A 23,058-nucleotide genomic window follows, 5' to 3' on the forward strand; every position below is an offset into this window, starting at 1 on the left:
AATGAATCGGATCATTCTGGAAATCGATACGCAGCTGTATCAGCTATTGCAAGCGGCGGCGGCCAACAATCACTTGAGTTTCGAGGATGAATGCCGGCGCCGGCTGGAAGGGGAGGAGCGTCGCTCGCGATACTTGCAAGCCTTGTTGGCCGAGCTGCGGGCCGAGGACCTGCAGCGGCGCGCAGCCCAGGAGTGATTACTTCTTCTTGGTGCTGCTCGGGGCCGGGCAATCGGACTCCTTGAAGCTTGCCGAGGCCACCGGGCGATTGGTGCGGTTCTCGGTGAATTCGTAACGCATGATCGCGCCCTTGGCCATCAGCTTGCGGTAGTTCGGGTTACGGCAAACGCTGGCGCCCAATTGCAGGTAAACGGCCTTGGGGTTGGCGCGCATTTTCTCGGCATGTTCGGCCTGGACGCTGAGGTGGTTGATCAGCTCTTTACCTTCAACGGTGTAACCCTGGTCAAGGATGTTTTCGTTGACCTCTCGGGGTGTACCGACGTTACTTTCCGCCGCGACCTTTTCCAGCATTTTGCTGAGTTCGAAATCTTGCAAAGACGCAGCCTGGGCGCTGAAGGGCAACGCCAGCAGAAGGGCGACGGTAGGAACGATAAAGCGCAGCATGAAACTCTCCTGGTGCAGTGACTGATGCTTCGACCAGCCACTCCTCTGTGCGTTCAGTGGCGGCGAATTATAGGGGAGTGGGAGTCCGGCGGTACAGGTTTGCTCAGATAGCTCTGATAAACTTGCGCGACTTTTTACCCTGCTGAGTGCCCTTCGTGTCGAATTCCCTCCTTTGTCGGTGCCGCGTGCGATGAGCCACGCTGTTTCCCGTTTGCGCGCCCAGCGCCTGGCCCGCGCCGTCAAACCCTTTGTGGCTCGTGGTTCGCGGGCAGAACGTTGCCCGGGGTGCCGGGTCATTCCCAGCCATTGCATGTGCGCCTGGCGGCCCCAAGTCGCGGCCCGATCCGCGATGTGCCTGGTGATGCATGATGTCGAGCCGTTGAAACCCAGTAATACGGGCTGGCTGATTGCCGATGTGATCAGCGACACCAGCGCTTTTCCCTGGTCGCGGACGGAGGTCGATCCAGCGCTTTTGGCCTTGATTGCCGATCCGCAGTGGCAGCCTTACATCGTCTTTCCGGGGGAGTTCGTGGCACCGGAGCGGGTAGTCACCGAGGTGCGTCTGGAGGAGGGCAAACGTCCGCTGTTTATCCTGCTGGACGCCACCTGGAGTGAAGCCCGCAAGATGTTTCGCAAGAGCCCTTATCTGGAGCACTTGCCGGTGTTGAGCCTGGAGCCTGAGCAGTTATCGCGCTACAAACTGCGTCGTTCCAAGCGTGACGATCATTTCTGCACCGCCGAGGTGGCGGCGCTGTGCCTGGAGCTGGCGGACGATCAGCCGGCCAGCCAAGTGCTGGATGCGTACCTGGATGTCTTTAGTACCCATTACCTGTCGGCCAAGTTCCAACGCTCGATTGACCCGGATGACGAGGCCCACGAGCGCCTCAAGCCCTTTCTGTAGCCGGCGCGGAATACGGCTCTGGTTTTCTTGGCCAGAGCTGGGCCACCAGCATGCTGCTTAGCATCAGCGCGCAGCCAATGTAACCGCGCATTTGCAGTGACTCACCCAGAAGCCAGGCGCCGGCGATTGCGGCGAACACGGCCTCCAAGGACAGAATGATTGCTGCGTGAGAGGCGATCGCATGTTTTTGCGCGACGACTTGCAAGGTGTAGCCGATGCCGACGGCGACGATGCCACCGTAGAGAATGGCCGGACCTGCGGCGATGATTGCGGACCATTGGATCGGCTCCAGGCACAGTGCCAACAGCAGGCTGATCACCGAACAGGTGATGAATTGCAGGAACGCCAGGCGAATCGCATCGTGACGGCTGGCGAAAATCCCCACCAGCACCACATGCCCGCCCCAGACGAAGGCGCCAATCAGTTGCAGCCAATCACCGGAAGCCACGTGGAAGCTGTCGCTGACGCTGAGCAGGAACATACCGACCACGGCCAGCACGGCGCCGAACCAAGTGCCCAGGCCGGTCTTTTGCCCGATCAGCAGTCCCAGCAGGGGCACTACAATGACGTAGAGCCCGGTGATGAATCCGGCATTGGTGACGCTGGTGAACATCAGTCCGACTTGTTGCAGGTTGATCCCCAGGGCCAGCGCGAGCCCCATGAGGCCGCCGCCCAACAGCAAGCCCCGGGTCATGAAGGGTTCTGCGGCCGCTCCCGAATCATGGCGTCGTAGCACCAAGGGCAACAGGCACAGCGAGCCGAGCGCAAAGCGCAAGCCGGAGTAAAGGAAGGGGCCGATATGGTCCATGCCGGAGGCTTGTGCCACAAACCCTGAGCCCCAGATCATGGCGGTGATCAGCATCAGAACATCGGCACGCAGGGCTTGGCTTCGCATGATGGCACTCTTATTAGTTAGCCGGCTAAGATGCCGCAAAGCATCGAACTTGACCACCCCGGCTACGCTGGGCATGCTTGGCGCCGGTTAGGGCGCGACCGAAGTTTGAAACGCCGCTGTACCGGACTCTTTGGCGTTGATCGTGCTCTTTAAGGTGCCGCACATTGCCGGTTACCTGTGTTGCTTGGGTGAGGACTGAATGCATCGGTCCCGCCATAAAAACAGGATCATTTGAAAAATGGCCACATACGAAATCCTGATTGCCGATGACCACCCTCTGTTTCGCAGTGCATTGCATCAGGCTGTCACGTTGGGCCTGGGGCCGGATGTACGTCTGGTGGAAGTGGCGAGCATCGCCGAGTTGGAAACCCGTCTCGATGAGAAAGCCGACTGGGACCTGGTGCTGCTGGATCTGAACATGCCAGGTGCTTACGGTTTTTCCGGGTTGGTGCTGCTACGGGGTCAATACCCGCAGATCCCGGTGGTGATGGTCTCGGCTCAGGAAGAAGCGTCGGTCATGGTGCGTTCCCGTGAGTTCGGTGCCAGTGGCTTCATCCCCAAGTCCAGCTCCCTGGAAGTCATTCAGAAAGCAGTGCGCAGTGTGTTGGATGGCGATGTCTGGTGGCCGCCGCAAGCCTTCGAGCAGGTCAGTGTGTCCGCCGAAGCCAAGGCCGCCAGTGAAGGCCTCGCCAGCCTGACGCCCCAGCAGTTCAGGGTGCTGACCATGGTTTGTGAGGGCTTGCTCAATAAGCAGATCGCTTACGAATTGAGTGTCTCGGAAGCGACCATCAAGGCTCATGTGACGGCCATCTTTCGCAAACTCGGGGTGCGTACCCGCACGCAGGCGGCATTGTTGCTGCAACAACTTGAGTCAATTTCCAGCCATTAACGGGCTGTTTCTTCACGCTTTTTTGACTTTAGTTGAACTAGTTTTCTTACCTCTTTTTTCAGTTGCCTACTTATTATGTCGCCTTTCAAGGGTCAAACCGGTCTTAAACGTATCCTCAATGCTTCGGGCTACTCGTTCGATGGTTTGCGCGCCGCCTTCACGGGCGAGGCGGCTTTCCGTCAATTGGTGCTGCTCAACGTGATCCTGATTCCGGTGGCGTTCTGGCTCAATGTCAGCCGCGTCGAGCGGGCCCTACTGATTGCCGTGTGCCTGCTGGCGCTGATCGTCGAGTTGTTGAACTCGGCGGTGGAAGCGGCCATCGACCGGATTTCCCTGGATCGCCACCCGCTGTCCAAGAACGCCAAGGACATGGGCAGCGCCGCGCAGTTCGTGGCCTTGAGCATGATCGCCCTGGTCTGGGCGGTGATTCTGATCTAGGGAATGCTCGGCAGGACGATCTCGTCACTGCGTTGCACCCCGGCGGTGAATGACCGGCAGAGTTCGAGAAACTCGCGCATCGCTGATGTCTGGTACTTCTGTTTGTGCCAGATGAAGTAGAACTGCCGGGCCAGGTCCAGGTCCGGGGTTTCCACCGCCACCAGGCTGCCGCGACGGAACGCGTCGCGCAGCGCCAGTCTTGAAATACAGCCAATCCCCAATCCCGACTCCACCGCGCGCTTGATGGCCTCGGTGTGTTCCAGTTCCAGGCGAATATTCAGCGCGCTGCGGTGATGACGCATGGCCTGGTCGAAGGTCAGGCGGGTGCCCGAGCCTTGCTCGCGCAGGATCCAGGCTTCGTGGGTCAACTCTTCCATGCTGGCCTGGCCGCGTTGGGCCAGGGGATGCTGGGGCGCGCAGAACACCACCAGTTCATCCTCGACCCAGGTCTGCACTTCGATGTCCGGGTGGCTGCAGTCGCCTTCGATCAGACCCAGATCAATTTCGTAATGGGCTACCTGCTGCACGATGTGCGCGGTGTTTTGCACATGGAGCTTCACCTGGCTTTCCGGATGGCGCTGCATGAAGCTGCCGATCAGCAAGGTGGCCAGGTAGTTGCCGATGGTCAGGGTGGCACCGACCGACAGCGAACCAAAACCGGATTTGCCGTTGAGCAGGTCTTCGATTTCCTTGGCCTGGTCCAGCAGCGCCACCGCCTGGGGCAACAACTGTTTGCCCAGGGCGTTGAGGCTCAGGCGTTTGCCGGCACGATCGAACAATTGGCAACTGGATTGCCGTTCGAGTTCGGTGATCGAGGTGCTCGCCGCCGATTGGGAAAGGGCCAGCAGGCCGGCAGCACGAGAGACACTCTCTTGCTGGGCGACGGCGACGAAGACTTGCAGTTGACGGAGAGTAAATCGCATATCGATATAACCGATAACCCTTATCTTAATAATCCAGTTAACAGATATTGTCGCCGCCATTAGAATGCTGTGCAATTGCGCTCATGGTCAGCGCAGGCAATTTCTAGGAGCCCCCGTACATGAGCAACATGAACCACGAGCGTGTCCTCAGTGTTCATCACTGGAACGACACTCTGTTCAGCTTCAAGTGCACCCGCGATCCGGGTCTGCGCTTCGAGAACGGTCAGTTCGTGATGATCGGCCTGCAACAGCCTAACGGCCGCCCGCTTATGCGCGCTTACTCCATTGCCAGCCCGAACTGGGAAGAGCATCTGGAGTTCTTCAGCATCAAGGTTCCTGATGGTCCGCTGACGTCGCAATTGCAGCACCTCAAGGAAGGCGACGAGATCATCATCAGCAAAAAGCCTACCGGCACCCTGGTGCTGGATGACTTGAAGCCGGGTAAACACTTGTACCTGCTCAGCACCGGCACTGGCCTGGCGCCGTTTATGAGCGTGATCCAGGATCCTGAAACCTACGAGCGTTTCGAGAAAGTGATCCTGTGCCACGGCGTGCGTTACGTCAACGAAGTCGCTTACCGCGAGTTCATCACCGAGCACCTGCCGCAGAACGAGTTCTTCGGCGAAGCGCTGCGTGAGAAGTTGATCTACTACCCAACCGTGACCCGGGAGCCGTTCGAAAACGAAGGCCGCCTGACCGACCTGATGCGCAGCGGCAAGCTGTTCAGCGACATCGGCCTGCCGCCGATCAATCCGCAGGACGACCGCGCCATGCTGTGCGGCAGCCCGAGCATGCTCGATGAGACTAGCGAAGTGCTCAACAGCTTCGGCCTGAAAGTTTCGCCGCGTATGCGCGAGCCGGGTGACTACCTGATCGAGCGTGCGTTCGTCGAGAAGTAAGCGCCCCAGCAGTACTGAAAAGCCCGCGTTGCCTGAGAAGGCAGCGCGGGCTTTTTCGTTTCTGCCGGTTACTGCGCTGGAACCACTTCCAATACGCAAATCATCCCGGGTTCCGGGTAGTGCCAACGCACATCCACGTCCCAGAACTGCGCACCGTATTCCCGTTCGGGTGTCGGTGTCTGGTACGCCGGACGCGGGTCTTGTGCCAGGCACTGCTCGATCAACGCCACCAATGGCTCGTCAAGGCGCTGAGCGTGGCCTTGTGCCTGTTGCAGGGCCGTCTTCAGCCACTGCACGCCAATCAGCTGCGGCGCAGCGCTGGCGATGCTGTTGGTGGCGGTATCAATGATGTCGGCGTAAGGCACGTAGGGTTTGATGTCGAGGATCGGTGTGCCGTCCAGCAGGTCGATGCCGGAGATCCACAGGCGGTTGGCCTCGACCTTGTCCAGCTTGACCACCGACTGGCCGATGCCATTGGGACGATGGGTGGCGCGGGTGGCGAACACCCCCATGGATTTGTTGCCCCCCAGGCGGGGTGGACGAACCTTGAGTCGCGGCTTGTCTTCCAGGGCTTGGTGAAACAGAAACAGCAGCCACACATGGCTGACCTGCTCCAGCCCTTGCACGGCATCGCCCTGATCGAAGGGGGCCACCAGCTCCAATACACCACGGGCTGCCGGCGCCAGTTGCGGCTGGCGCGGGATGGCGAACTTCTCCTTGAAGCAGGAACGAACGAAACCGATAGGAGAAACGCTGTAGGTCATGATCTGAGGTCGAGGCCGGAAGGGAGGCGCATGATAACCCGTTCGTCCCCGCAGGATCCGGCTTGCCGGCGAAGCCGAAGCTTCCTTAGAGGCTGAACCCACCGTCCAATGGAATGATGTTGCCGGTCATGTAAGCCCCAGCTGTGCTCGCCAGGCTGATGGCCAGGGCGGCCATTTCTTCTTCCCGGCCCCAGCGCTTCATCGGGATCAGCGCCGTGTCCTCGGCCAGTGCCTGCTCGTCGTTGCCGATGTGCTGGGTCATTTTGCTGGGGAAGCGCCCGGGGGCGATCACGTTGACGTTGATGTGCTGGCTGACCAGCTCGCGGGCGAGAATTCGCGACAACTGATGCAAGGCCGCCTTGCTTGGGCCGTAGGCGTACGCCTGTTCGCCAAAGGAGGCGATGCCCGCCACCGAGCCGATATTGATGATCCGCGCCGGGTTCTGTTCTGAGCCGGCTTTGCGCAGCAGCGGCAGGCATTGCTGGATGCAGGTGAAGACCGAGGTCACGTTCAGTTGCATGACCTTTTCCCAACCCTTGGCCGGGTAGCTTTCCAGCGGGGCTCCCCAGGTGGTGCCGGCGTTGTTCACCAGAATATCCAGCTGGCCGATCTGCTGCTCCAGGCCTGCGACCAACTGTTGCACGCCGTCCTCAGTGGCCAGGTTGGCGGCCAGGCCCTGGCACTGCCCCAAGGCGCTGAGTTCTTCGGCGGTTTGCCGGCAGGCTTCGGCATCCCGGGCACAGACATAGACGCTGGCGCCGGCTTCAACAAAGGCCTTGGCAATCATTTTGCCGATGCCACGGGTGCCGCCGGTCACCAGGGCGGTGCGGCCTTGTAGGGAGAAATAAGGGTGCATGGCGAGTCCTGAGAGCTTGGGGTGAGTGCATACCCTAGTCGTCAGGCGGGTGCAGCGAAGCCACTATTTTTGCAGGGAATACAGCGTCATGCGCAGAGGCGGTGACCGCAGTCGGCCGCCTCTGGAGGAGGTTTCAGAGCAGGTTCTCAGGGGCGAACGCGCAGGGTCAGACCCTTGAGGAAGTTGCGCAGCAACTGGTCGCCGCAAGGGCGGTAGTTGGTGTGGCCGAACTTGCGGAACAGGGCGCTCAACTCAGGCTTAGACACCGGGAACTCGGCCGCCTTGAGGATGGCGTGCATGTCGTCTTCCTTGAGTTCGAAGGCCACCCGCAGCTTCTTGAGGATGATGTTGTTGGTCACCGGAATTTCGATCGGCTGCGGCGGACGGCTATCGTCCTTGCCGCGCTTGAAAATCACCAGGCCATCGAGGAAGTGCGCCATGACTTCGTCGGGGCAGCGTACGAAGCCTTCCTCGTCTTCCTCTTTCTTGTCGAGGTAGGTCACGAGGTCGGCCAGGGTGACGTTCATACCGCCGAGCTTGATGATCTCGACCACTTTCTTGTCGCTGATGTCGAGCATGTAGCGCACGCTGCGCAGTACGTCGTTATGAATCATGGCTTGTGTCCTGATCAATGCGTCTGGAGCGCCGCGCAAGGGGCGCGGCGTCGGAATGGGGGGCTTAGAACTTTTCTTTGGCCGACAGGTAGCGCCACTGGCCCAACGGCACCTTGCCGATGGACACACCGCCGATACGGATCCGGCGAATGGCCACCACTTTCAGGCCCACGGCTTCGCAGAGTTGGGCGATCACGCCCGGTTGCGGGTTCTTCATGGCGAAGCGCAGGCGATTTTCGTTCTGCCAGCTGGCTTTGACGGCCGGCAACTCCCGGCCCTTGTAGCTCAGGCCGTGGTTCAGGCGATTGAGGCCGTGGGCTACCATCTCGCCGGAAACCTCGATCACGTATTCCTGCTCGATCTTCGCCGAGTCGGCGGTGAGCTTGCGCAGGATCTTCCAGTCCTGGGTGAACACCAGCAGACCGCTGGCATTGGCCTGCAGGTCGGCGCTGGCGGTCAGGCGCAGGAAGTGACCCTTGAGCGGGCGTTTGCCGTAGCGGTGCTCTTCGGACAGGGAGGCAGCGCCGAGGGATTGCATGGCGCTGTCCAGGTCCTGGCCGGCGGGTACGTTGAGCAGCAGGGTCACGGGCTCCGGCGCGGTGGCCTTGGCCTCCGGGTCGAGCTCGACCTTCTGGTTCTCGACCTTGAATTGCGGCTCGTCGATGACCTCGCCGTCCACGGTGACCCAGCCGCCCTCAATGAACAGCTCAGCCTCCCGGCGGGAACAGCCGACGAGTTCGATGAGGCGTTTGGAGAGACGAATCGGGTCAGTCATGACAGGGGCCGTAACAAAAGTGGGTACGCATTGTACCTGCCTGGCGCCGGTTAATCGCGGGTCCATTTGCAGGCTGTGGCTTTTAGCCGCGTAACGCGCGCAGCGACTGTTGCTTCAAACGCAGGTGCAGTAACGGATAGGGTTGCCCCATGCCGTCGTGCTCGGTGCGGCCGATGATCTCGAAGCCCTGCTTGAAGTAGAAGCCCACGGCTTGGGGGTTCTGTTCGTTGACGTCAAGTTGGTCGGCATTCAGGTGCTCGATGGCGTACCACAGCAGTTGCCTGCCCAGGCCCTGGCCACGGTGCACCGGATCGATAAACAGCATCTCCACCTTGCCCGCGGCCACCCCGGCAAAACCGGTGATGTGCTGGCGAGAATCCCGCGTGCAGATCAACATCACCGCGTCCAGGTAGCGGGTCAGCACCAGCTTTTTCAAAACCTGGATGTAGCTCTCTGGGAGGAAGTCATGGGTGGCGCGCACCGAGTCTTCCCAGACCTGGGTCAGTTCCGGATAGTCGGTGTGTCGTGGGGTGTGGATGACCGAATGTGGGCGCATGCCGCCTGCTCCTGATAAAGGGATCGACGTCGATCCCAGAGCAAACGATAGACCTAAAAAAGCCCCGCATCTCGTCAGAGGGCGGGGCTTTTCAGTTTTTACGCCTTACAGGGTTTCGGCCCAGAGGTCGTACTCGTCGGCGTCGGTGACTCGGCACCAGACCTTGTCACCCGGCTTCAGGTCGCCGGCGCCGTCGATAAATACGTTGCCGTCGATTTCCGGGGCGTCGAAGAAGCAGCGGCCTACAGCACCTTGCTCGTCGACTTCGTCGATCAGCACTTCGATCTCTTTACCGATGCGCTGTTGCAGGCGGGCCGAGCTGATGGCCTGCTGGTGCGCCATGAAGCGCTCCCAACGGTCCTGTTTGACCTCGTCCGGCACCACGTCCAGGTCCAGGTCGTTGGCGGGTGCGCCTTCTACCGGCGAGTACTGGAAGCAGCCGACGCGGTCCAGCTGGGCTTCGGTCAGCCAGTTCAGCAGGTACTGGAAGTCTTCTTCGGTTTCGCCGGGGAAGCCGACGATAAAGGTCGAGCGGATGATCAGATCGGGGCAGATTTCGCGCCAGTTCTTGATCCGCGCCAGGGTCTTGTCTTCGAAGGCCGGGCGTTTCATCGACTTCAGCACTTTCGGGCTGGCGTGCTGGAACGGGATATCCAGGTACGGCAGGATCTTCCCGGCGGCCATCAGCGGGATCAGTTCGTCAACGTGCGGGTACGGGTACACATAGTGCAGGCGGACCCAGACGCCCAGGGTGCTCAGCGCCTCGCAGAGTTCGGTCATGCGGGTTTTCACCGGCGCGCCGTTCCAGAAACCGGTGCGGTACTTGACGTCGACGCCGTAGGCGCTGGTGTCCTGGGAGATCACCAGCAGCTCTTTCACGCCGGACTTGACCAGGCGCTGGGCTTCGTCGAGCACGTCGCCCACCGGGCGGCTGACCAGTTTGCCGCGCATCGACGGGATGATGCAGAAGCTGCAGCTGTGGTTGCAGCCTTCGGAAATCTTCAGGTACGCGTAGTGGCGCGGGGTCAGCTTGATGCCTTGTGGCGGCACCAGGTCGATCAGCGGGTTGTGGTCCTGGCGCGGCGGCACCACTTCGTGCACGGCATTGACCACCTGCTCGTACTGCTGTGGGCCGGTCACCGCCAGCACGCTAGGGTGCACGTTACGGATGTTGCCTTCTTCCACGCCCATGCAGCCGGTGACGATGACCTTGCCGTTTTCCTTGATGGCTTCGCCAATCACTTCCAGGGATTCGGCCTTGGCCGAGTCGATGAAGCCGCAGGTGTTGACCACCACGACGTCGGCATCCTGGTAGGTGGACACCACGTCATAGCCTTCCATGCGCAGTTGAGTGAGGATGCGCTCGGAATCGACCAGGGCTTTTGGGCAACCCAGGGATACAAAACCGACTTTCGGGTTGGCCGGCGCGGTGGTGGTGGACATGTCTAACCTCGGTATTGGGTGTCGCGTCACTTGGGGGGCAAGTGCGACGGTTGGGCGCTGGCTGCGCCTCTGATCAAAAAGTGCGCAATTCTAGCGATGGTCGACCGACTTGACCAGCTTTATGCAGGGGAAATACGACGAGCGCTGCGCTATGCTTCGCGCCGTTGCGCCATTACAAATCTCGCAGTCAACAGTTCGTCTGTAACCGCAAGTAAAACAGCGCATGCTGCAGGGCGCCTGGCGCGGGTTGAACGACCCGACGCGTGGTCGGCGTCATGCTTTTCATATCAAGCCCCAGTCTGGGCAGTAGGAGTGGTTGATGGGTCAGGCAAGTAGTCAGGCGGTGGGCGGCGAGCATTCCGCGGCCAAGCCGTTGGGGATGCTGATAGCCGCGGTCGGGGTGGTGTATGGCGACATCGGTACCAGCCCGCTCTACACCCTCAAAGAAGTGTTTTCCGGCGGCTATGGGGTGCAGGTCAACCATGACGGCGTGCTGGGGATCCTGGCGCTGATCTTCTGGTCGCTGATCTGGGTGGTGTCGTTCAAATACATGATGTTCGTGCTGCGAGCCGACAACCAGGGCGAGGGCGGAATCATGGCTTTGACCGCCCTGGCGCGGCGGGCGGCGGCGGGGCATCCGAAGCTGCGTAGCTTGTTGGTGGTGTGCGGGTTGATTGGTGCGGCGCTGTTTTATGGCGACAGCATGATCACCCCGGCAATCTCCGTACTTTCGGCTGTTGAAGGCCTGGGGTTGGCCTTCGAGGGCATCGACCATTGGGTGGTGCCGCTGTCGCTGATCGTGCTGGTGGCGCTGTTCCTGATCCAGCGTCACGGCACCGCGCGCATCGGCATTCTGTTCGGCCCGATCATGGTGACCTGGTTTGTGGTGCTCGGTGCCCTCGGGGTGTACGGCATCCTCCAGCACCCGGAAGTCTTGAACGCGATGAACCCGGTGTGGGGCGTGCGTTTCTTTATCGTTCACCCAGGTATCGGCGTCGCCATCCTCGGCGCGGTGGTCCTGGCCCTGACCGGTGCCGAAGCGCTGTACGCCGACATGGGCCATTTCGGCCGCAAGCCGATTGCCCGCGCCTGGTTCATCCTGGTGCTGCCGGCGCTGGTGCTGAACTACTTCGGCCAAGGCGCTTTGCTGTTGGGTGACCCGGAAGCTGCGCGCAACCCGTTCTACCTGCTGGCGCCAAGCTGGGCGTTGATTCCCCTGGTCGGCCTGTCGACCCTGGCCACGGTGATTGCCTCGCAAGCGGTGATTTCCGGCGCCTTCTCCCTGACCCGGCAGGCAATCCAGTTGGGCTACATTCCGCGGATGCACATCCAGCACACGTCCAGTGACGAACAGGGCCAGATCTACATCGGCGCCGTGAACTGGTCGTTGATGGTGGGCGTGATCCTGCTGGTACTGGGCTTCGAGTCCTCCGGCGCACTGGCCTCGGCTTATGGCGTGGCGGTGACCGGGACCATGCTGATGACCACCATCCTGGTGTCGGCGGTGATGCTGTTGCTGTGGAAGTGGCCTCCGGTCTTGGCCGTGCCACTGTCGATCGGTTTCCTGTTGGTGGATGGCCTGTATTTCGCGGCCAACGTGCCGAAAATCGTTCAGGGCGGCGCATTCCCGGTCATCGCTGGGATCGTGCTGTTTGTGCTGATGACCACCTGGAAGCGCGGCAAGCAGTTACTGGTGGACCGCCTGGACGAAGGCGGCCTGCCACTGCCGATCTTTATCGGCAGCATTCGCGTACAGCCACCCCATCGGGTGCAGGGCACCGCTGTGTTCCTCACTGCACGCCCGGACGCAGTGCCCCACGCCTTGCTGCATAACTTGCTGCACAACCAGGTGCTGCACGAGCAAGTGGTACTGCTAACGGTGGTCTACGAGGATATTCCGCGGGTGCCGGCGCAACGGCGCTTTGAGGTGGATTCGTACGGCGAGGGTTTCTTCCGGGTCATCCTGCACTTCGGCTTTACCGATGAGCCTGACGTGCCGGAAGCCTTGAAGCTGTGTCATCTGGATGATTTGGACTTCAGCCCGATGCGCACTACTTACTTCCTCAGCCGCGAGACGGTTATCGCTTCCAAGCTGGTGGGCATGGCCCGTTGGCGCGAGGCGCTGTTCGCCTTCATGCTGAAAAACGCTAACGGTAACCTGCGCTTCTTCAACCTGCCGGTGAACCGGGTGATCGAGCTGGGGACCCAGGTCGAGATGTAGACCCTTGGGGGGAGCTGCAAGCTTCAAGCTACAAGCGGCAAGCTGTTCTGCTTGCCGCTTGCTACTGCTTCTGCGCACCAGGCTGTAGGAGCTGGCTTGCCAGCGATCGGCCTACCGCGATCGCCGGCGAGCCGGCTCCTACTGCGCGCGGGGTTATTCGGCTTTGGCCTGGCGCTTCTCGATGATCTCCACCAATCGCTTGGCCAGGGCCGGGTAGTTCTCGTCGAAGTGGTGGCCGCCAGGCAGTTTCATTGCTTCGCCTACGGCAGTTTTGTCGGTGCAGCCGCTTTCGTCGGTCTCTTCTTCGCCGTAGATGCACACCACCTTGGCTGGCGGCAGCTTGGCCATTTCCGGTCCGGTGGCGGCTTCTTTGCCGGCGTTGCCGAGCCAGCCTTCCACTTCGATCTCGAAGCTGCCGGTGCGAGCGAAAGCCAGCAGGATGATTGCGTCGACGCGTTGCTGCTCGGTTTCGGCCAGGCGGTTGTAGATCGCCGGCAATACGTCGGCACCAAACGAGTAACCGGTCAGGATGAAGCGTTTGGTGCCCCATTTCTGCCGGTAGTGCTGCATCAGTTCGGCGAGGTCGAGAGCGCTCTGCTCCGGGCTCTTGTGCTGCCAGTAATAGCGCAGGGTGTCGATGCCCACCACCGGGTAACCGATCTTGGCCATTTCGCCGGCCACATCACGGTCGAGGTCGCGCCAGCCACCGTCACCGGAAAGGAACAGGGTCACGGTGTCTTTGGCTTGGCCTGCCGGAACTTCCACCACTGGAATCTGCAGACCGCCATTGGCCTTGTCGCCGCCGACGAGGATCTTGCGCAGTTCGTTGTTCAGTACTTGCGGCAGATTGATGTCGTAGTCGCTGATGCTGGTTTCGGCGTTCGGTTGATCGCGCACGAAACCTGCGCTGGCGTCGTCCGGGTTGTCGTTCCATGCCACCAGCCAGTGGCCGTGGGCGGCGGATTTTGGCAGCAGGTGGGTGCAGCCGGGTTTTTCCAGGGCGAGGTCGACGGAGATGGCTTGAGCCTTGTCGTCCTTCTGCTCGGCCAACCAGCGCCAGGCCAGCACCGCGCCGGGGCCGATACCGCTGACCAGCGTTGCCGGGCCGTTCAGTTCACGCAATCCGGTTTGCAGGGCGCGGCTTTGCAGCAGGCAGTCACTGGGCAGAATCACCTGAACGATCTGCGCCGAGGCGCTGCGGCTCAGGGTGCTCAGTTGTTTGTCGCTGAGTTTTTGCTCTTCGGTGACGGCCACCAGCACTTGAGCCTTGGGCTTGGTGCCAGGGATGACGCGGGTCATGGCGGTGCCATCGGCCGGCTTCAGCTGTTCGAGGGTCGGTTCAGGTACCGGGCGTTTGAGGTACCAGAAACCGCCGCCGGCAATCACGGCCAGCACGATCAGTGCGGCCAGGATGTACTTGAGGGAGCGTCGAATCATCAGCGTTTCACCAATCCAGTCAGGCCGCCCGCAATCAGGGCAGCGGTGTCAGCCAGCGCCACCAGCGGATCCAGTCCGGCGGGCACAGCCATGTAACGGGGTTCCCAGTCGGGCTGGAACTTGTCTTTGAAGCGGCGCAACCCTTGGAAGTTGTACAACTGCTCGCCACGACGGAACACCATCGAGCCCAGGCGCTGGGTCAGCGGCGCGCCACGGCGTGGTTGCAGGCCCGACAGGGGCACCATGCCCAGGCTGAAGCGAGCGTAGTCATGGCTCTTATAGTGCTGGATCAGGCCGACCATCATGAATTCCATGGTCAGCTTCGGCGCGTCCGGGTGGGCGCGCATCAGGTCAAGGCTGGCCAGGTCATGACTGTAAGTCTCAAGCAGGTTGGCAAAGGCCACCGGGCGCCCTTCGAAGCGGATGATGGCGATACGGAAGTGCTTGAGGTAGTCATCGCTGAAGCGGCCCAAGGAGAAGCCTTTTTCCCGCACGTTCTTGCCGGTCAGCCAAGCATCGGAAATGACCTTCAGCTCGTCCATCGGCGCCTGGCCGGGCTCGTGGATTTCCAGGGACAGGCCATCGCGGGTACCGCGGTTCCAGGTGTAGCGCAGGTCCTTCATCTCTTTGCCCTTGGCTTCGAGATCAAAGCGTTTCAAGTCCACCCGGGCTTCTTCACCCAGCTTGATGGCGGTCAGGCCGATGTCCATGTAGTACGGCAGGTTCTCCGCACGGACTTGGTAGAACACCGGGCGCGCGTGGTGCAGGTCGCACAGGTCCCGGAACTGCCAGATCATCTCGGCGCGCTGCTGGGTCGGCCCGATGGGGTCGTACAGCGCCACCAGGCTGCGGCCGCGACGGGCATACATGAGGAAGGCGTCGTCGTTGGGATGGAACAGCAGTGCCTTGTCGCCGGTGAGGGCCAGGCCGCCGTCGGGTTGCGACGAGGCCATCAGGATCTTCGCAGCGCGATCCAGTTCTTCGGTGTTGGGTAGGTGGATGACCGGGCGGGCAGTACGCAGCAACCAGGTCAGGGACACCACCACCAGCAGCACCGCAGCACCCAGCAGCGAGCGCAGGCCGCGAGGGGCGTCGGCGTCGAGGGTGAATTGCCACCAGAGTTGGTGGCTGTAGGGCACGTCCTGATAGGCGAACAACAGCAGCCAGATCGAGGCACCGAGCACGCAGACGCTGGCCACCAGGTACAGCGGCGAGAAGGGCAGTTCGGTCAGTCGGCTCGGGCGATAGAATGAGCGGCGGAACACAGCCAGCAGGCTGGCGGTGAGGGTCATCAGGCTGGCTTCTTCCCAGTCGAAACCCTTGAGCAGAGAGAGCAGGGCGCCCACCAGCAGCAGAATGGTGGTCAGCATCCAGGCCGCCGACAGGCGTCGACGCAACCCCTGGGCCAGCAGCAGGCAGAGCACGCCGATCAGGCTGGCGCCGAAGTGCGAAGCGTCCACCAGGCGGTGCGGAATCAGAAAGCCGATATGTTGCAGGCGGGTATCGATCTCCGGGGTTGCACCAGAGAACAGCAGGACCACACCGGAGAGGAACACTAATACCGCGAGAATCGGCGCTGCCAGGCCTGAGGCCACTCGTAGTGACTGGCGGGATTGGAACAGGCGCTGGGCTTCATTGATCAGCAGCAGCACACAGGCCACCAGCATCGGCAGCACCACGTAGATCAGGCGGTACAGCAGCAAGGCGGCGGCCAATGGGGCGGCGCCCAGTTGGTCGGCGAAGGCGGCCAGCAGAATCGCCTCGAACACCCCGACACCGCCGGGCACGTGGCTGAGTACGCCTGCGGCCAGGGCCAGCAGGTAAATCAGCAGGAATGCACCGAAAGGCGGGGCTTCGGGCAGCAGCAGGTACAGCACGGTGGCGGCTGCGGCGACGTCGAGGGCTGTGATGATCAGTTGCAGGAACGTCAGGCGTCGCCCCGGCAGGCGCAAGGTGCGGCGCCCCGCCTTGACCAGCAGGTTGTCGGCGTATGGCTGTTCCGGCAGGCGGCGGCGATAAATGCCAATGGCCAGGACCGTGCCCAACAACAGCACGGCGATGGCAATGCCACCCAGCAGGCCTTCCGATAGATGCAGCGCTGCCGAAGCCGCAGGCAGATTGCTCAGTGTGGCGAGGGCTGCCAAGGGTGGCAAGGCACAACCCAGGGACAGACTGGCGAACAGGGTCATGTGGGCGACGTCCGAGGCCCCCAGGCCGTGGCGCGCATACAGCCGGTAACGCACTGAGCCGCCCGAGAGCAGCGACAGGCCGATGGCATTGCCAATGGCGAAGGCGGTGAAGCCGCCTAGGGCCAGGGTGCGGGCTGGCAGATTTACCCCGGCATACCGGCTGGCGGACCATTCATAGCCCAGCAGGATAATAAAGCCGGCAATGGTCGCTCCCAGTGCGCCGAGCAAGGCTGGTTTCGGCACCTCAAGAATCGAGTCGTGCAGGGCATATAGGTCGAGTTCGCTGAGCAAGTGGCGGCAGGCGATCAAGGCGATCGCGAACAGCAGCAGCGTCACAGCCAGGCCGATCGGCTGGCGGTATTTACTCAACAGGTCCAGCCAGCGCAAGCGAGTGACTGTGATCGGTGGGGTTGTCGTGACGGTATCGGTGTCTTGTGAATCAGACGAGTTGGCGCGCATCAATCACCTCTTGGATTGTGCGCGACAGGATGGGGGTATCCAGCCAAGTTACCAATCCCTGTAGAAAAAATAATTTCAAATATTAACGCGTCTCACCGTCGTCCGGCGACCCTGCTTGAGCAAGGTTGAAAGGGGTGTTTGACACTGAGCATAGCCGTTATGGGCATGCAGTCACGGACGCGCTGACGGTTCGCTGCAGACTGACAGATCATTGTTGCGAAAGGACTTTTTCAACAGATACAAAAAAGGCCACTCTTTCGAGTAGCCTTTTTTGATGTTTGGTTGCGGGAGCCGGATTTGAACCGACGACCTTCGGGTTATGAGCCCGACGAGCTACCAGACTGCTCCATCCCGCGTCTGTGTGGCGGCATTCTACAGAGGAACGCTGGGGTGTCAATCGCTAAATTTTAAAAAGTGCTTGAGGTTCAATCGCTTAGCGCGCTGAGCAAGGTTGCTGAAGAGGCATTGGAGTAGGCGGGGCGGGGCTTGTAGCCCGATTGACCATTTTTGAACGCAGGGTCAAATAAATGTGTTGGCGGGCTGGCGCTGATTGCTCGGTCACTCAAGGCACTGGTGCTATATACAGTTGCCAGTGCGATACTGGCGCCCCACTTTGCTGTCAGCGTTTTGTCCGTCCATGAACACTGCCTTTAAATGATGCAGCGAAAAATCATCCATATCGATTGCGACTGCTTCTACGCCGCCATCGAAATGCGCGATGACCCGCAACTGGCCGGCAAGCCGCTGGCAGTGGGCGGCTCGGCGGAGCGGCGCGGTGTGATTGCGACCTGCAATTATGAAGCGCGCGCCTATGGCGTGCGTTCGGCCATGTCTTCTCGGCATGCTCTGTCCCTGTGCCCGGACTTGGTGATCGTCAAGCCGCGCATGGACGCCTATCGCGAGGCATCGAAGGAAATCCACACGATCTTTCGCGACTACACCGACCTGATCGAGCCCCTGTCCCTGGACGAGGCCTATCTGGATGTCTCCGACAGCCCGAGCTTTGCCGGCAGCGCCACGCGCATTGCCCAAGACATTCGTCGGCGCGTGTCCAATCAGTTGCACATCACGGTGTCGGCGGGCGTGGCGCCGAACAAATTCCTGGCCAAGATCGCCAGTGACTGGAAGAAACCCAACGGGCTGTTTGTGATCACTCCCGACCAAGTCGAGGATTTTGTCTCGGCATTGCCAGTGAAAAAGCTGCACGGTGTCGGCAAGGTCACGGCGGACAAGCTGGGGCGCCTGGGCATCGTCGACTGCCTGCAGTTGCGCGATTGGAGCAAGCTGGCCCTGGTGCGTGAGTTCGGCAGTTTTGGCGAGCGCCTGTGGAGTCTGGCGCGGGGGATTGACGAGCGGGCGGTGCAGAACGACAGCCGCCGACAATCCATCAGCGTCGAAAACACCTACGACGTCGACCTGCCGGACCTCGACAGTTGCCTGGAGAAACTCCCCGAGCTGATGGAAACCCTGGCGGGCCGCATCGAACGGATCGACAGCAGCTATCGCCCGGGCAAGCCGTTCGTCAAAGTGAAATTCCACGACTTCACCCAGACCACCCTGGAGCAGGCGGGGGCAGGTCGGGACTTGGAGAGTTATCGGCAGTTGCTGACGCAGGCGTTCAAGCGTGGTGACAAGCCGGTGCGGTTGCTGGGGATTGGGGTGCGTCTGCAGGATCTGCGTGGCGGTCACGAACAGCTGGAGCTGTTTCGGGGCGTGTTGTAGGGGCCGGCAAAGCGGCCCATACAGGGATCAGTGGTTGCCGGGGTCGGCGACCAGTCGACCGGCATTTTTGGTCAGGGACTTGAGAAACTCGCTCTGCAGTTCCGGATCGTTGCGGGTCAGCTCGATCAGGCTCTGCTCCAGCTCGCTGGCTTCCTCTTCCAGGCCCAGCTCCGACAGGCGTTTGACCCGGTGTACCCACTGGCTCACTTCGTCGTCTTCCAAGTCGTCGTAAATCAACCCGTGGGCTTCCACCAGTTTGCCGCGCAGGGTGCTGCTCAGGCTCAGGGACGAATCGGAGTGCACTTCGTCCTGGGCATCTTCAACACTGATCTGCAGGGTGCTGATGCGGTTCAGGTCCTGTTCGGAGAAGGGGCTGTCCAGCAGGTTCAGGCGCAGTACGCCGTTGCGATCGGTGCTCAGCTCGTGGGTTAGCTTGCCGGCCTTGACCTCCACCGGGCGCTCGCTCCACGGCAGGCTCGAATACTCCAGGCGCTTGTCGCGCTGGACTTCATCGATGCCCGCCAGGTTCTGCTGCGCGCGACCGTGGGATTGCACGTTCATGAACGGGTTGAGCCCCGACACGCCGTAGCTGATCCAGTCCTTGGTGACGCTGTCCGGCAGGCTGCCCAACGCAAACACGTTGACGATGTTGGCGCCGACCCCGGCGACCACCGCTACCGCGCCCATCGGCACCTCGTAGAGTTCTCGCCAGGGTTGGTAGGGCGTGTAGCGATCGTAGCGACGTGTGACTTCGAACTCAGTGACTTCGAAGGTCTTTTGCTCGTGGATCCGCACCCGACGCTGCGGCAGCTCAAGCACCTTAGGCTCACCGACATCGATCTGCAGGCTATGGTCGAGCAATTTGCGCTCGACCCGCTCCTCGTGCTCGCTGCGTTGTGACATGTGGTTGGCACAGCCGCTGACCAGCAGGGCGCCGCACAAGGCGGCACCACCGAGGCCTAAGGTGTTTCGCTTGAACATGACTTCTCTTGATCTGGTTTCAGCGACGGATACGGGCTTGGAGGAAGGACAGGACGTCAGCCACCGGCAACGCTTGTGCCTCGGCTTCGGTACGGCTCTTGTATTCCAGGTTGCCTTCGGCGAGGCCGCGGTCACTGACCACGATCCGGTGAGGAATGCCGATCAGCTCCATGTCCGCGAACTTGATGCCGGGGCTGGTTTTCTTGTCACGGTCATCCAGCAGCACTTCGAAGCCGGCGGCGGTGAGTTCCGCGTAGAGCTTGTCGGTGGCTTCGCGAACCTGCTCGGTTTCATAGCGCAGGGGCACGAGGGCAATCTGGAATGGCGCCAGGGTGTCGCTCCAGATGATGCCGTTGGCGTCGTTGTTCTGCTCGATGGCGGCAGCTACCACGCGGGAAACACCGATGCCGTAGCAGCCCATTTCCAGGGTGACCGGCTTGCCGTTATCGCCCAGCACTTCGCACTTCATCGCCTTGCTGTACTTGTTGCCCAGCTGGAAGATGTGCCCGACTTCGATGCCGCGTTTGATTTCCAGGGTGCCTTTGCCGTCTGGGCTCGGGTCGCCGGCCACCACGTTGCGCAGGTCGGCAACGGTCGGTACGGGCAGGTCGCGCTCCCAGTTGACGCCGAAGTAGTGCTTGTCGTCGATGTTGGCACCGATGCCGAAGTCGCTCATCAGCTCGACCGAGCGGTCGATGATGATCGGCAATGGCAGGTTCAGTGGACCCAGGGAGCCAGCGCCAGCGCCAATGGCGTCGCGCAGTTCGGAGTCCGTGGCCATGACCAGCGGGCTGGCTACGCCAGGCTGCTGGGCGGCTTTGATTTCATTGAGCTCGTGGTCGCCGCGGATTACCAGGGCGATCAGCTTGCCTTCTTCCTCGGCGCGCACGATCAGGGTCTTGATGGTCTTTTCAATCGGCAGATTGAATTTCTCTACCAGGGCCGCGATGGTCTTGGTTTCGGGCGTGTCCACCAGGCGCAGCTCTTCAGCCGGCGCTGGACGGGAGGTTTCCCGTGGCACGGCTTCGGCTTTCTCGATGTTCGCCGCGTAGTCGGAACCGTTGCTGAAGACGATATCGTCTTCGCCGGATTCGGCCAGTACGTGGAATTCGTGGGAGCCGGCACCACCGATGGAGCCGTTGTCCGCTTCAACCGGGCGGAAGTTCAGGCCCAGGCGGCTGAACACGTTGCAGTAGGCCTGGTGCATGCGGTCGTAGGTGACCTGCAGCGACGCCTGGTCGGCGTGGAAGGAGTACGCGTCCTTCATGATGAATTCGCGGCCGCGCATCAAACCGAAGCGTGGGCGGATCTCATCACGGAATTTGGTCTGGATCTGGTACAGGTTGAGCGGCAGTTGCTTGTAGCTGCTCAGCTCGTTGCGGGCCAGGTCGGTGATCACTTCTTCGTGGGTCGGGCCGGCGCAGAAATCGCGACCGTGACGGTCTTTGAAGCGCAGCAGCTCAGGGCCGTATTCTTCCCAGCGACCGGATTCCTGCCACAGCTCAGCCGGTTGAGTGCTCGGCATCAACACTTCGAGCGAGCCGGCGGCGTTCATTTCTTCGCGAACGATGGCTTCAACCTTGCGCATCACCCGCAGGCCCATGGGGAGCCAGGTGTACAGGCCGGAGGCCAGTTTGCGGATCATGCCGGCGCGCAGCATCAGCTGATGGCTGATCACGACCGCATCGGAAGGCGTTTCTTTCTGTGTGGCGAGCAAAAATTGACTGGTGCGCATGGTAGGCCGTTGTCGGTTGCTGAAGACTAGAAATGACGGAGCATTGTACGGGCGAGTTCCGCTGGCGTACAGGATTGCGGCCGGAGGGCGCCAGGGGCTCGGGCAAAAGCGCGCAAGCCCCTGGGTTTCCTACGATTCTTCTCTGTTTACTGCGTTGTTCGGTGCGGGTTCTACCGCATCTGCCGGCGCTGCGCGGCGACTTTCCTGGAACCAGTGCAGGGCGATCAGGATCAGGGTCGGCACGCCCAGCAAGGCGGTGATCATGAAGAAGTCGTGGTAGCCGAACTTCTCCACCATCACTCCCGAGTAGCCGCCGATCAGCCGTGGCAGGAGCAGCATGATGGAGCTGAGCAGGGCGTATTGGGTGGCGGAGAACTTGAGGTTGGTCAGGCTCGACAGGTAGGCGACGAAGGCTGAGGTGGCCAGGCCGGAACTGAAGTTATCAAGGGATATGGTCACCACCAGCATCTGCAGGTTGGGACCCATGTCCGCGAGCATCAGGAACAGTAGGTTGGTGCCGGCCGAGGCAGCGCCGCCGATGAACAGGATCGGCAGAATGCCGAAGCGCACGATCAACAGGCCGCCCATGCCGGCGCCGACCAGCGTCATGATCAGGCCGAAGATCTTGCTGACGCTGGCGATCTGGTCCTTGGTGAAGCCCTGGTCAATATAGAAGACGTTGGCCATCACCCCCATGACCGTATCGGACATGCGGTAGGTGGCGATCAGCCCCAGCAGCAGGAAGGCCTGCCAGCGGTAGCGCAGGATGAAGTCGTTGACCGGCGTCAGCACCGGCGCCAGGCCGCGGCGGCCCATGGCCGACAGGCACAACGCAGTCAGGGTGGTGTAGAGGATGGCCCGCAGGAAGGCGCGGTCTTCCAGCAGCAGGTCCAGCGGGCTGACCCCATTGAACAGCACGCTGGCGAAGTCGGTGTTGTACAGCTGGGTGCACATGGCCGGCACCGAGACCAGCAACACGATCAGCACGAACACCGAGACCAGCTGGTGCACGAAGCTGTAGCGCCCAGCTGAGAGTTGGGTGCGCAGCGGCACGGGCGGTTCACGCATAAACAGGGTGGTCAGCAAGGCGGGAATCATCAGTACGCCGAACAGCACGTAGGTGCCGGCCCAGGCTGAGTGCTTGTAGCTGAAACCGGTGGAGCCAAAACCTTCGGCAAAGAACAGGGCGCCGGCAGTGGCCAGCAGGGCGGCCACCCGATAGCCGGACATATAGCTGGCTGCCAAGGCTGCCTGGCGGCTTTCATCGGCGATTTCCAGGCGGTAGGCGTCGACCGCGATGTCTTGGGTGGCGGAGGCAAAGGCCACAAGCACAGCAATGGCGATCAGCCAGGACAGGTGCTTTTGCGGGTCGCAAAAACCCATGCCGACCAGCCCGAGAATCACCAGGGTTTGCGACAGGACCAGCCACGAGCGGCGGCGTCCGAGCTTGCCCAGCAAGGGCAGGCGCCATTGGTCGAGCAGTGGCGACCAGACCCATTTGAAGGCGTAGGCAAGGCCGATCAGGCTGGCGTAACCGATGGTTTCGCGGGCCACACCGGCCTCGCGCAGCCAGACGGAGAGAGTCGAGAACACCAGCATGTAGGGCAAGCCGGCGGCGAAACCAAGCAGCAACAGCACGAGCGTCGAGGGGCTGGCATAGGCGGCGAGCGCGGCGCGCCAGGTTTTACGGGGCATGGGCTGGAATCTGCCTCAAGAAGTACGGAAACAAAGCGCGCACT

21 protein-coding genes and 1 tRNA gene are annotated in these 23,058 nt (G+C 61.3%); 7 read left to right on the plus strand and 15 right to left on the minus strand.

Going from position 1 to position 23,058, the window contains the following annotated elements:
- The first annotated feature begins 1 nt into the window (after position 1).
- Positions 2 to 196, plus strand: a complete 195-nt coding sequence (locus M1B35_RS27685; protein WP_268263643.1) for a hypothetical protein — start codon at positions 2 to 4, stop codon at positions 194 to 196.
- Here M1B35_RS27685 and M1B35_RS27690 read toward each other — a convergent pair whose 3' ends face one another.
- A complete protein-coding gene (locus tag M1B35_RS27690; RefSeq protein WP_268263644.1) occupies positions 197 to 622 on the minus strand; it encodes a quorum-sensing-regulated virulence factor family protein in 426 nt (141 codons plus the stop codon).
- A gap of 190 nt (positions 623 to 812) precedes the next feature.
- On the opposite strand from M1B35_RS27690, the gene M1B35_RS27695 reads away from it, so the two are divergent.
- Positions 813 to 1,523 carry a tRNA-uridine aminocarboxypropyltransferase gene (locus tag M1B35_RS27695; protein WP_268263645.1) on the plus strand — a complete coding sequence of 237 codons (711 nt, stop codon included), beginning with the start codon at positions 813 to 815 and terminating at the stop codon, positions 1,521 to 1,523.
- Here the strand turns inward: M1B35_RS27695 and M1B35_RS27700 are convergent.
- Complete coding sequence (locus M1B35_RS27700) at positions 1,507 to 2,418, minus strand: DMT family transporter (protein WP_268263646.1); 912 nt, start codon at positions 2,416 to 2,418, stop codon at positions 1,507 to 1,509. The two genes, M1B35_RS27695 and M1B35_RS27700, sit on opposite strands and share 17 nt — an antisense overlap.
- A 238-nt stretch (positions 2,419 to 2,656) precedes the next feature.
- Here M1B35_RS27700 and erdR point away from each other — a divergent pair, with 238 nt between their 5' ends.
- Together erdR and M1B35_RS27710 are read left to right on the plus strand one after the other, a co-directional pair.
- Positions 2,657 to 3,307, plus strand: coding sequence for a response regulator transcription factor ErdR (gene erdR, locus M1B35_RS27705; protein WP_123336576.1), 651 nt, complete (start codon positions 2,657 to 2,659; stop codon positions 3,305 to 3,307).
- A 75-nt stretch (positions 3,308 to 3,382) separates the two neighbouring features.
- Positions 3,383 to 3,745, plus strand: coding sequence for a diacylglycerol kinase (locus tag M1B35_RS27710; RefSeq protein WP_123336575.1), 363 nt, complete (start codon positions 3,383 to 3,385; stop codon positions 3,743 to 3,745).
- Here the strand turns inward: M1B35_RS27710 and M1B35_RS27715 are convergent.
- Positions 3,742 to 4,668, minus strand: a complete 927-nt coding sequence (locus M1B35_RS27715) for a LysR family transcriptional regulator (RefSeq protein WP_123336574.1) — start codon at positions 4,666 to 4,668, stop codon at positions 3,742 to 3,744. The genes M1B35_RS27710 and M1B35_RS27715 overlap by 4 nt on opposite strands.
- Before the next feature lie 119 nt (positions 4,669 to 4,787).
- On the opposite strand from M1B35_RS27715, the gene fpr reads away from it, so the two are divergent.
- The gene (gene fpr / locus M1B35_RS27720; RefSeq protein ID WP_019827846.1) at positions 4,788 to 5,567 is read left to right on the plus strand and encodes a ferredoxin-NADP reductase; all 780 of its coding nucleotides are present in this window, start codon (positions 4,788 to 4,790) and stop codon (positions 5,565 to 5,567) included.
- A gap of 68 nt (positions 5,568 to 5,635) precedes the next feature.
- Here the strand turns inward: fpr and tsaA are convergent, their stop codons facing one another.
- The 6 genes from tsaA to rimO all read right to left on the minus strand — a co-directional run bounded on the left by tsaA (position 5,636) and on the right by rimO (position 10,575).
- The gene (gene tsaA, locus M1B35_RS27725; protein ID WP_268263647.1) at positions 5,636 to 6,331 is read right to left on the minus strand and encodes a tRNA (N6-threonylcarbamoyladenosine(37)-N6)-methyltransferase TrmO; all 696 of its coding nucleotides are present in this window, start codon (positions 6,329 to 6,331) and stop codon (positions 5,636 to 5,638) included.
- A gap of 85 nt (positions 6,332 to 6,416) precedes the next feature.
- Positions 6,417 to 7,187 carry an SDR family oxidoreductase gene (locus tag M1B35_RS27730; RefSeq protein ID WP_123336572.1) on the minus strand — a complete coding sequence of 257 codons (771 nt, stop codon included), beginning with the start codon at positions 7,185 to 7,187 and terminating at the stop codon, positions 6,417 to 6,419.
- Positions 7,188 to 7,333: 146 nt separating this feature from the next.
- Entirely contained in the window at positions 7,334 to 7,801 is a 468-nt protein-coding gene (locus tag M1B35_RS27735; protein WP_268263648.1) for a YehS family protein, read from the minus strand.
- 64 nt (positions 7,802 to 7,865) lie between these two features.
- Positions 7,866 to 8,576 carry an rRNA pseudouridine synthase gene (locus tag M1B35_RS27740; protein ID WP_123336570.1) on the minus strand — a complete coding sequence of 237 codons (711 nt, stop codon included), beginning with the start codon at positions 8,574 to 8,576 and terminating at the stop codon, positions 7,866 to 7,868.
- Between the two features lie 82 nt (positions 8,577 to 8,658).
- Positions 8,659 to 9,132: a GNAT family N-acetyltransferase gene (locus M1B35_RS27745; RefSeq protein WP_123336568.1), complete on the minus strand. Its 474-nt coding sequence runs from the start codon at positions 9,130 to 9,132 to the stop codon at positions 8,659 to 8,661.
- Between the two features lie 105 nt (positions 9,133 to 9,237).
- On the minus strand, positions 9,238 to 10,575 hold the full coding sequence (rimO, locus tag M1B35_RS27750; RefSeq protein ID WP_123336566.1) for a 30S ribosomal protein S12 methylthiotransferase RimO: 1,338 nt from the start codon (positions 10,573 to 10,575) through the stop codon (positions 9,238 to 9,240).
- A gap of 379 nt (positions 10,576 to 10,954) precedes the next feature.
- On the opposite strand from rimO, the gene M1B35_RS27755 reads away from it, so the two are divergent.
- Positions 10,955 to 12,796, plus strand: coding sequence for a potassium transporter Kup (locus M1B35_RS27755; RefSeq protein WP_425273457.1), 1,842 nt, complete (start codon positions 10,955 to 10,957; stop codon positions 12,794 to 12,796).
- A gap of 153 nt (positions 12,797 to 12,949) precedes the next feature.
- Here M1B35_RS27755 and M1B35_RS27760 read toward each other — a convergent pair whose 3' ends face one another.
- The 3 genes from M1B35_RS27760 to M1B35_RS27770 form a co-directional block, all read right to left on the minus strand.
- On the minus strand, positions 12,950 to 14,233 hold the full coding sequence (locus tag M1B35_RS27760; RefSeq protein WP_123336562.1) for a virulence factor family protein: 1,284 nt from the start codon (positions 14,231 to 14,233) through the stop codon (positions 12,950 to 12,952).
- Positions 14,233 to 16,881 carry a bifunctional lysylphosphatidylglycerol flippase/synthetase MprF gene (gene mprF / locus M1B35_RS27765; RefSeq protein WP_268263650.1) on the minus strand — a complete coding sequence of 883 codons (2,649 nt, stop codon included), beginning with the start codon at positions 16,879 to 16,881 and terminating at the stop codon, positions 14,233 to 14,235. Before mprF ends, M1B35_RS27760 begins: the two co-directional genes overlap by 1 nt.
- A 279-nt stretch (positions 16,882 to 17,160) precedes the next feature.
- Positions 17,161 to 17,237 (minus strand) — tRNA-Met (locus M1B35_RS27770).
- A gap of 298 nt (positions 17,238 to 17,535) precedes the next feature.
- Here M1B35_RS27770 and dinB point away from each other — a divergent pair.
- Positions 17,536 to 18,603: a DNA polymerase IV gene (dinB, locus tag M1B35_RS27775; protein ID WP_268263651.1), complete on the plus strand. Its 1,068-nt coding sequence runs from the start codon at positions 17,536 to 17,538 to the stop codon at positions 18,601 to 18,603.
- 27 nt (positions 18,604 to 18,630) lie between these two features.
- Here dinB and M1B35_RS27780 read toward each other — a convergent pair whose 3' ends face one another.
- From M1B35_RS27780 to M1B35_RS27790, 3 genes are all read right to left on the minus strand, one after another.
- The gene (locus M1B35_RS27780) at positions 18,631 to 19,584 is read right to left on the minus strand and encodes a hypothetical protein (RefSeq protein ID WP_268263652.1); all 954 of its coding nucleotides are present in this window, start codon (positions 19,582 to 19,584) and stop codon (positions 18,631 to 18,633) included.
- 19 nt (positions 19,585 to 19,603) lie between these two features.
- Positions 19,604 to 21,319: a proline--tRNA ligase gene (locus tag M1B35_RS27785; RefSeq protein WP_123336554.1), complete on the minus strand. Its 1,716-nt coding sequence runs from the start codon at positions 21,317 to 21,319 to the stop codon at positions 19,604 to 19,606.
- A gap of 129 nt (positions 21,320 to 21,448) precedes the next feature.
- A complete protein-coding gene (locus M1B35_RS27790) occupies positions 21,449 to 23,014 on the minus strand; it encodes an AmpG family muropeptide MFS transporter (protein ID WP_268263653.1) in 1,566 nt (521 codons plus the stop codon).
- Positions 23,015 to 23,058 lie beyond the last annotated feature (44 nt).

It is taken from the genome of Pseudomonas morbosilactucae (assembly GCF_023241665.1).
Taxonomy (GTDB): domain Bacteria; phylum Pseudomonadota; class Gammaproteobacteria; order Pseudomonadales; family Pseudomonadaceae; genus Aquipseudomonas; species Aquipseudomonas morbosilactucae.